Source organism: Fulvivirga kasyanovii, from assembly GCF_009711405.1.
In the GTDB taxonomy this organism is placed as follows: Bacteria; Bacteroidota; Bacteroidia; order Cytophagales; family Cyclobacteriaceae; genus Fulvivirga; species Fulvivirga kasyanovii.
This window is the reverse complement of record NZ_SMLW01000642.1, coordinates 25,237-33,315: the sequence shown is the minus strand read 5'-3', so window position 1 is coordinate 33,315 and position 8,079 is coordinate 25,237. Positions and strand designations below refer to the sequence as shown.

Sequence of the window (8,079 nt, the reverse complement as noted above, 5' to 3'; positions counted from 1 at the left end):
GCATGTTTTATTTTCTGATCCATTTGCTCTATAGATTTTAAGCTTGGTAGAGAAAATTATTAAAAAGACTAAAAGGAAACCAAATCAGTATCGGGGAGCATCTCTCTCTCTGAAAAACGCCCCGACAGGCCGAAAACCATCTAGTCACTCCTTTTACTTATTTATAGGTTACAGGTCTTTTATTCAATTGCAGCCAATACTTGCTGAGATCCTTCATGGCCCTTGAAAAGTTATCAAAGTTGACGGGCTTTACAATGTAGCTGTTTGCCCCAAGCTTATAGCACTCAGAAATATCAGATTCTTCATTTGATGAAGTTAGCACTACCACAGGAATGGTATTGGTGCGCTCATTTTCCCTTATCTTTTTCAGAATCTCCTGACCACTTACTTTTGGTAATTTCAGGTCAAGGAGAATAACTTTTGGGTTGAACCTAATTCCATTAGGCTCTCCATCTTCTCCGCTGCCTGAAAATATATATTCCAGCGCCTCAGCCCCATCATCAATGTGATATAGTTTGTCTACAAGTTTGTGCTTTCTCAGGTTTCTTATAGCAAGCTCTGCTTCATAGGGATTGTCTTCAATTAGCAGTAATTCTACTTCATTTAACTCCATAGTTTTGTTTATTTTACCCGAGGCAAGCTAAAATAAAAAGTTGCCCCTTTATCGATCTCGGCTTCTGCCCAGACCTCACCTCCATGTTTTGCAATAATCCTTTGTACAATGGCCAGGCCAACACCTGTACCCTCAAAATCAGTCTCCTTGTGAAGTCGCTGAAATACACCAAACAGCTTGTCCGCATACGTAGGGTCAAAACCGGCTCCATTATCCCTGACCCAGTATATGACTGACGCATCGGTTCTTTTTGAGTCAATTTCAATAACGGACATTTCTTTTTTATTTGTATATTTTATAGCGTTTGAGATCAGATTGGTTAACACATGACGCATGAGCATCCCATCGCAATACAGATCTTCAAGCGTCCCCAGATTCACCTCAATATTACTCCTGCCCGCTATTCCCAACTGTTCATCCAATATCGACTTAACTAGTTTTTCACCGTTCACCACAGATTTCTCCACTGGAAGCCTACCCAGCTTTGAAAAATTAAGAAGGTCGTCGATCAACTGGCCCATTTTCTTGGCATTGCCTGATATAATATCTAACAAACGCTGGCCCTCCTTGTTAAGATCTTCGCAGCACTCCTCTACCAGGATATTCACGTAACCATCAATTATCCTTAATGGTGCCCTGAGATCGTGGGCAACAGAATAGGAAAAAGATTCCAGTTCTTTATTAAGATTTTGGATCTCTTCTTCATACTGTTTACGCTCTGTTATATTAGATGACAATACGGTAACTCCAACCACCTCATTATTATCATTCATAATCGGGTGGTAGCGGGTTTCAAAGTAATTGCGCTCCAGTTCGCCGTAAACGTCCACCACTGTAGTGCTTTCACCTTTCATAGCTAATTCACAACTCCTGAGGGCTTTCTGCTTCTCTTCGTCAACTGTGATAGAATCAAGCATAGATTCTCCCATTCTGACCGATGTGCCATAAGCTTTGTAAGTAGCGTCCTTAAAAGCACTGTTAAAAGTCAGGTATTTATAATCTCTGTCAATGGAAAAAATAAGTATGTCCTTATGGCTTTCGATACTTGATTGAAGCAACACATTGGTCAGTCTTACTTCATCCTGCGCCCGCTGCCTCCATTCATCTTTTTCATTTAAGGAAAAAGCTTCAAACCAAATAAGAAAAACCAAAATCATAATCAGGCTCACGACCAACATAGCGGCCCCGAACTCTTCTGAAAATGAATACTTCCAATCCAGATATAATCGTACAAAACCCAAAAAACCGGGAATAAGTATACCCAGAGGAATTAATATCCTGCTGATGGTGCCTCCTGCAAATGGGCTGGTTATTTCCTGCATCAGCCCTCTGTCATTATAATATAGCAATACAGCCACGCCGAATAAAAAGAAACATACGGCTGTATGAATTGACATAGGCAAATAGGCCAAAATTCCATAAAACTCCTCTACCTTATACATATACCCCAGAATAGAAAATATGGCCACTGTTACCACAAGTACGGATAACACCTGGAACATATAGTCGAACCTTCGCCCTAAACGGATAAGAAATATTACAGCACCTCCTAAAATAAAATTTATTGCTGTATTGGGAGCCATTCTGCTCGACAGATTATGCTCACCATCGGCTGCTATTTCTTTTGAAAACAAGACAAGGTCTATTTGAAAAGAAGAATTCAGTACTAAACCCACAAGAAAAACGGACGAAAATACAATGATCAAAAGGGCCAGCCAATACCCTCGCTTAGTGTACCTTTTAGAAACACATAAGAATGAAGCAGCAAGGAGAATAAAATTGGTCGCAGTAAGAGGATTCATGGCTGCAAGTCCCGGAATGGGCCGCTTGATCAGGTCAATGTCAAACTGCCAGCCTAGTAATACCGATACCCCAATGATCAATACTACCAGGATCAAATATTTGGCCGTAGTTTTCAGCATCTTATAAAGAAACGGTTCCTGCTGTGGTTTTCTCACAAAACGGTCTTTATAGGAGCTAATTAATTTCATTGTTTCAGTTTATACCTGGCTGGCCTGTAATTATTCATTCCACACATAATAATCCTCAAGTTTTACAAAAAATTACTAAAGATATCTACACGGGAACTACCCCATTGAAAGCCTAAGGTCTCAGGCCATATCATGCCAACAGACAATATTCATACTATTTAAAAAAATCAATTTTTAGATAAGAATGTAAATTTCTTAAAAGCAAAAATTATATTTTTCATACACTGACTACCAACAAAGCCGGTAAATCAGCAATTGAACCCAATGCAATAGTCTATTAATCAAGCACTTTCACTGACTAACAACTCAATCACCAGCCCAATTATTATTTATATTTAAAAGTCACAGTGTACTGCTGTTTGGAGTAGGCTTTTATCAGCATAACCACCAGCAGGGGAAGCAGAGCGTGTGGCAGCCTCAATGTAAACTCGAACCACCATTGATTAAATGAAGACCAGAAGAAATCAAGGTAAACGTTGGCCGTGAGCCGGGCGGCCGCGGTAAGGAAACCCCAGATGACCATGTAGTAAAGCGCCGGCTGTGCAAGTACAGAGATGAATATCAAAATTGCTGCAATGAAGTCAAGGACACCGGCAACAAACAAAAGTGTGTGGGCCAATGGTTCGCTAATGTGGAGTGTATTGATAGTCATATCTACAAATGATCCGGGGCGCGGATAGTAGCCAATGGCATAAAGGCCGTGACAAATAAAGGTGAGTGCAATGACCACTTTTGCCGCCAGGATGAACCGGTCAAAAGATATTTCCCGAAAAAGAATTACAAACAGAAGCACTGGAGTAGAAAATTGAATGGAGTATTCAAAAAATTGCCCGACATGAAAAAATTTCTCCTTGGTATATAAAAAGGCCAGGAATACCAGGGAAAAAGCTCCAACCAGGATAACATAGCCCCACGACTGCCTGAGCCTATGCAAAAACAAACTTATAAAGGCACATAAAAGATAAAACAGACCATTCAGCCTGATCAGCCCCTGAATTGCCCGGTCTGTCTCAGGACTTGTGACATAGTCCACCCAGGAGGCCGAAGTGACGAACTCTACAAGGCCCTTCAGCAGACTTTCATCCCACAGCAAGGTCCTGAACGGAGCATCCCAAAACAAATGCTGATAGGCCCTGCTGACGAAGATCAGAAAACACATCCATTGTAAAAGCTTTGTAATCCGGGTTAGCTGAGCGGCTTTGATATTCATCATGAACAGGTTTTAGGTTTAGGGTGAAGCTATAAAAAGTTAACCAGCCGCCTGTTAATTTGAGGTTACCGTTTTGTTTGGCTTTGGTTATTTAGCTTCTTCCCTTCCGCTACCCGTAAAGTTGGAAAGCGATCATATTCAATATCTTACTCTGATATGCCTGACCGGCAGGTTAATCATATGTTAAAACCGCAGTAAAGATCGAGTTACATCTAAGTGCGTTCTTGGGTTGATATAAACCAAACCAAATTCAACTATGACCAAATTCAACTCGAAAATCTTAATCTCAACGGTGTTGCTCCTGCTTAGCGCACATCTATGGGCCAATACAGACAAGTACCGCCTCACCATCCGGGACAATCCGGCTACCACCATAGTGATCGGCTGGAACCAGGTCTCCGGTTCTAACCCGACAGTTTACTATGGAAAAACGGACTATGGCACAAACTGGACAAACTACCCTTACAACAGCACACCCGACCGGCAGGTGTCATACAGGGGCATGAATAATCAATTTGTGAGGCTTACCGGCCTTGAGCCAAATACAGCATATTACTTTGTGATCAGGGACAGCCAGGGCACCAGCCAGCGGTTCTGGTTCAGAACAGCACCGGACGCCCCGAATGAAAGGCTTTCTTTTATAGCTGGTGGCGACTCCAGGAACAACAGAACGCCAAGGATCAATGCCAACAAGCTGGTAGCCAAACTCAGGCCCCATGCTATACTTTTTGGTGGCGACATGACAGCATATGGCACTGACAGCGAATGGCGCCAGTGGTTTGATGACTGGCAGTACACCATTGGCTCAGATGGGCGAATGATCCCTATCGTAGCCACAAGGGGGAACCATGAGAGTTCCAATGACATGATCTATAATTTGTTTGACACGCCTAGCTCAGAGGTTTACTATGCCATTACTTTTGGCGGTAACCTGATCAGGACATACACACTAAACACTGAAATTTCGATATCAGGAAACCAGACTACCTGGCTGCAAAACGACCTGGTAGCCAACGCCGGCGTAACCTGGAAAATGGCCCAGTACCACAAACCCATGAGGCCACATGTTTCGTCCAAATCTGAGGGAAACAATCAGTATGCTAACTGGGCTGACCTGTTTTACAACAATAAGGTAAAGCTGGTAGTGGAGTGTGACGCACACACTGTAAAAACAACCTGGCCGGTGAGGCCTTCCAACGGCAGCGGAAGCGACGAAGGTTTTATCCGTGACGATGCAAACGGCACAGTGTACACAGGAGAAGGCTGCTGGGGCGCTCCCCTGCGATCCAACAACGACAACAAGGCCTGGACAAGGAACAGTGCCAGCTTCAACCAGTTCAAATGGATATTTGTGGATCAAAACAAAATAGAGTCCCGTACAATCCGCGTGGACAACGCTGACCAGGTGGGACAGGTGAGTGACAACAATATCTTTGCCCCACCCGCTAACCTCGACATCTGGAACCCCAGCAACGGTGCAGTGGTAACTATCACCAACGACAGCAACCCTGATGGTGGCGAAGTAACTGTCAGCTCAAGGGTGAATAGTACTAATGATGATGTGGAGGAAAACCAAAACGGCAGCATGTACATGAACAGCTCGGACATAGAGCTGGTCTACGATGGCAGCAGGGGAAACCAGACCATTGGTTTGCGCTTTCAGGGCCTGAATATCCCTCAGGGAGCAACTATTCTCAGCGCACATGTGCAGTTTACTGTAGATGAGACAAATAGCGGCACAACCAACCTCAGCATCAAAGCCCATGATACCGATAATGCCCCTGCATTTTCTACTTCCAGCTACAATGTATCATCAAGGCCCACCACCGCTGCTGCTGTGAATTGGTCTCCTTCATCCTGGAACTCTGCAGGCCAGGCAGGCACTGCCCAGAAAACGCCTGACCTGAAAAGCATTGTTCAGGAGCTTGTAAACAGAAGTGGCTGGTCACAAAACAGCGCATTGGCACTGATCATTACCGGAACGGGTGAGCGTACTGCCGAGTCATACGACGGAAGCTCCGGCAATGCCCCTGCCATCTATGTTACCTATACCACAGACGGATCAGGAGAACCCACACCACCTGAGACCCTGACTTTTGCCAAAAGGATCAGCAGTGGTGATGATGATGCCGAAGAATCGTCATCCGGCTCTATGTACCTGAACAGTTCTGATCTGGAGCTGGTGTACGACAGCTATATGTCGGCCGGTGATCAAAAGGTCGGTCTACGATTCACCAATGTGATCGTGCCACAGGGCGCAGACATTACCAGGGCCTATATCCAGTTTACCGTAGATGAAACCGCCAATGACTCCGGCACCAAGACCATCTACGGGGAAGATGCTGACCATTCGAGTGCTTTTTCATCAGCATCAGCCAACATCTCGAACAGGGCTTTAACTTCTGCCTCGGCCAACTGGAACCCACCCGCATGGAATACCGTAGGGGCTGCCGGTGCAGATCAAAAAACCACAGACATCTCCTCTGTCATTCAGGAGATCGTTAACAGAAGTGGCTGGAGCCCAGGAAATGCCCTATCCCTGATCATTACCGGTTCGGGAAGAAGGGTGGCAGAGAGCTACAACGGCTCTTCCGGACTGGCCCCGAAACTGGTGATCGAATATGCCAATGACGCTGCTACGGCACGTATGGCCTCAAACGAAAATGTTGTAAACACTGCGGATGAAGAGATCGATCCACTGAAAGAACGTGACATCCCGGTGTTCCCTAACCCAATAACCGACCTCCTTACCATAGACCTGAGAGGTGTTGAAGAGGAAAACATCGTTATGGAGATCTATACCCTCAGAGGTGAAAAGGTTATGGCCTATGCACTGGTCAGCAACCAGTCAAACCGGTTCAACCTGGAGGATTTACCTTCCGGGGCTTACATTCTAAAGGTATTGACCCATGCTTCGGTAGTAAAGCAAACGAGGATCATCAAATATTAATTTATAGAAAGGCCATCATAATGCATATGTGATGGCCCTTTCTTACTCTTGTTTGATATAAATTTGAGGTGCTGTTATCATTGAACAATTAAAACAGGTCAAGAAGCGTTACGCATTGAAAAATAAAGATGAAAAGTACCTTACTCATTCAACTCCTTATCATATCGTGCCTGGCATGTAGCAGTGATGACGATGAAGATGTATTATTAGCAGATGTTGACTACCGACAGGAAATGCGCAACTATGTTATAGGCATCAGCCAATATGCCAAAGCCAACAATCCCGGCTTTGCCGTTATCCCTCAAAATGGCATAGAACTCGTTACGGTCAACGGAGAAGAAGATGGTAGCCCCAGCAGTGAATACCTGGAGGCAATAGACGGCAATGGACAGGAGGACCTGTTTTACGGGTATGACAATGATGATGAGGCAACACCGGCCGTTGATAATGAGTACCTGAGGGCTTTTCTGGATGTCTCAAAAAATGCGGGTAATACCATACTTACCACAGACTATTGTTTCACTCCGGCGAACATGGATGACTCTTACAGCCAAAACGAAAACAACGGCTATATATCCTTCGCTGCGGATCACCGGGAACTGGACAACATTCCTGTTTATCCGGCTGCTATTCACAATGAAAATGCGCAGGTGATCTCTGCTCTGGACCAGGCTCAAAACTTCCTTTATCTGATCAACCCTGAAAAATTTGCTACCAAGGCTGCTTTTATTGATGCTGTTACCTCTACAAACTACGACCTCCTGATCATGGACTTGTTTTTTACCGATGGTACTGTTTTTAGCGCTTCAGAAATTGATCAGCTAAAAACGAAAGCCAATGGAGGAACGCGGCTGGTGATTTGCTATATGTCTATCGGTGAGGCGGAAGACTACCGCTATTATTGGCAAGCTGAGTGGGACTCCAGTAAGCCGGAGTGGCTGGATGCGGAAAACCCGGATTGGGCCGGCAATTATAAAGTGAAGTACTGGCATCCTGAGTGGCAGGCTGTCATCTATGGCAACGATGATTCTTATCTCAAAAAAATACTGGATGCCAATTTTGATGGCGTTTACCTCGATATTATTGATGCTTTTGAGTATTATGAATAGCGGGCAGAAGCTGAATTCGGTGACGCTAATTTTTTCTTTCAATATTTGACGGATCGATTTTCTGCAATAAGCTTCACGTGCAGGTGGTGCGAAAAAGCTCTTCTGGTTATTTGGTAACGCGAAGATATTCCTAATAAATCATGTTGCTGATAAAATAAAGCACTACGGGTTACTTCGCTATGTTTAACCTGCATATAGAAGTACCC

General features: G+C 44.4%; 5 protein-coding genes. 2 read left to right on the top strand and 3 right to left on the bottom strand.

Annotated elements, in window-relative coordinates; all coding sequences use genetic code 11:
- Positions 1 to 157 precede the first annotated feature (157 nt).
- The 3 genes from E1163_RS22770 to E1163_RS22760 form a co-directional block, all read right to left on the bottom strand.
- Positions 158 to 613 carry a response regulator gene (locus E1163_RS22770; protein ID WP_155174777.1) on the bottom strand — a complete coding sequence of 152 codons (456 nt, stop codon included), beginning with the start codon at positions 611 to 613 and terminating at the stop codon, positions 158 to 160.
- Positions 614 to 621: 8 nt separating this feature from the next.
- Complete coding sequence (locus E1163_RS22765) at positions 622 to 2,604, bottom strand: sensor histidine kinase (protein ID WP_155174776.1); 1,983 nt, start codon at positions 2,602 to 2,604, stop codon at positions 622 to 624.
- 325 nt (positions 2,605 to 2,929) lie between these two features.
- Complete coding sequence (locus tag E1163_RS22760; RefSeq protein ID WP_155174775.1) at positions 2,930 to 3,817, bottom strand: hypothetical protein; 888 nt, start codon at positions 3,815 to 3,817, stop codon at positions 2,930 to 2,932.
- 253 nt (positions 3,818 to 4,070) lie between these two features.
- Here E1163_RS22760 and E1163_RS22755 point away from each other — a divergent pair, with 253 nt between their 5' ends.
- Entirely contained in the window at positions 4,071 to 6,764 is a 2,694-nt protein-coding gene (locus tag E1163_RS22755; protein WP_155174774.1) for a T9SS type A sorting domain-containing protein, read from the top strand.
- 128 nt (positions 6,765 to 6,892) lie between these two features.
- The gene (locus tag E1163_RS22750; RefSeq protein ID WP_155174773.1) at positions 6,893 to 7,873 is read left to right on the top strand and encodes an endo alpha-1,4 polygalactosaminidase; all 981 of its coding nucleotides are present in this window, start codon (positions 6,893 to 6,895) and stop codon (positions 7,871 to 7,873) included.
- The last annotated feature ends 206 nt before the right edge of the window (positions 7,874 to 8,079 follow it).

Bases quoted from the DNA above. Each gene is read 5' to 3' on its own strand.
- E1163_RS22770 (WP_155174777.1), bottom strand. From the start codon at position 613: ATGGAGTTAAATGAAGTAGAATTACTGCTAATTGAAGACAATCCCTAT.
- E1163_RS22765 (WP_155174776.1), bottom strand. From the start codon at position 2,604: ATGAAATTAATTAGCTCCTATAAAGACCGTTTTGTGAGAAAACCACAG.
- E1163_RS22760 (WP_155174775.1), bottom strand. From the start codon at position 3,817: ATGATGAATATCAAAGCCGCTCAGCTAACCCGGATTACAAAGCTTTTA.
- E1163_RS22755 (WP_155174774.1), top strand. From the start codon at position 4,071: ATGACCAAATTCAACTCGAAAATCTTAATCTCAACGGTGTTGCTCCTG.
- E1163_RS22750 (WP_155174773.1), top strand. From the start codon at position 6,893: ATGAAAAGTACCTTACTCATTCAACTCCTTATCATATCGTGCCTGGCA.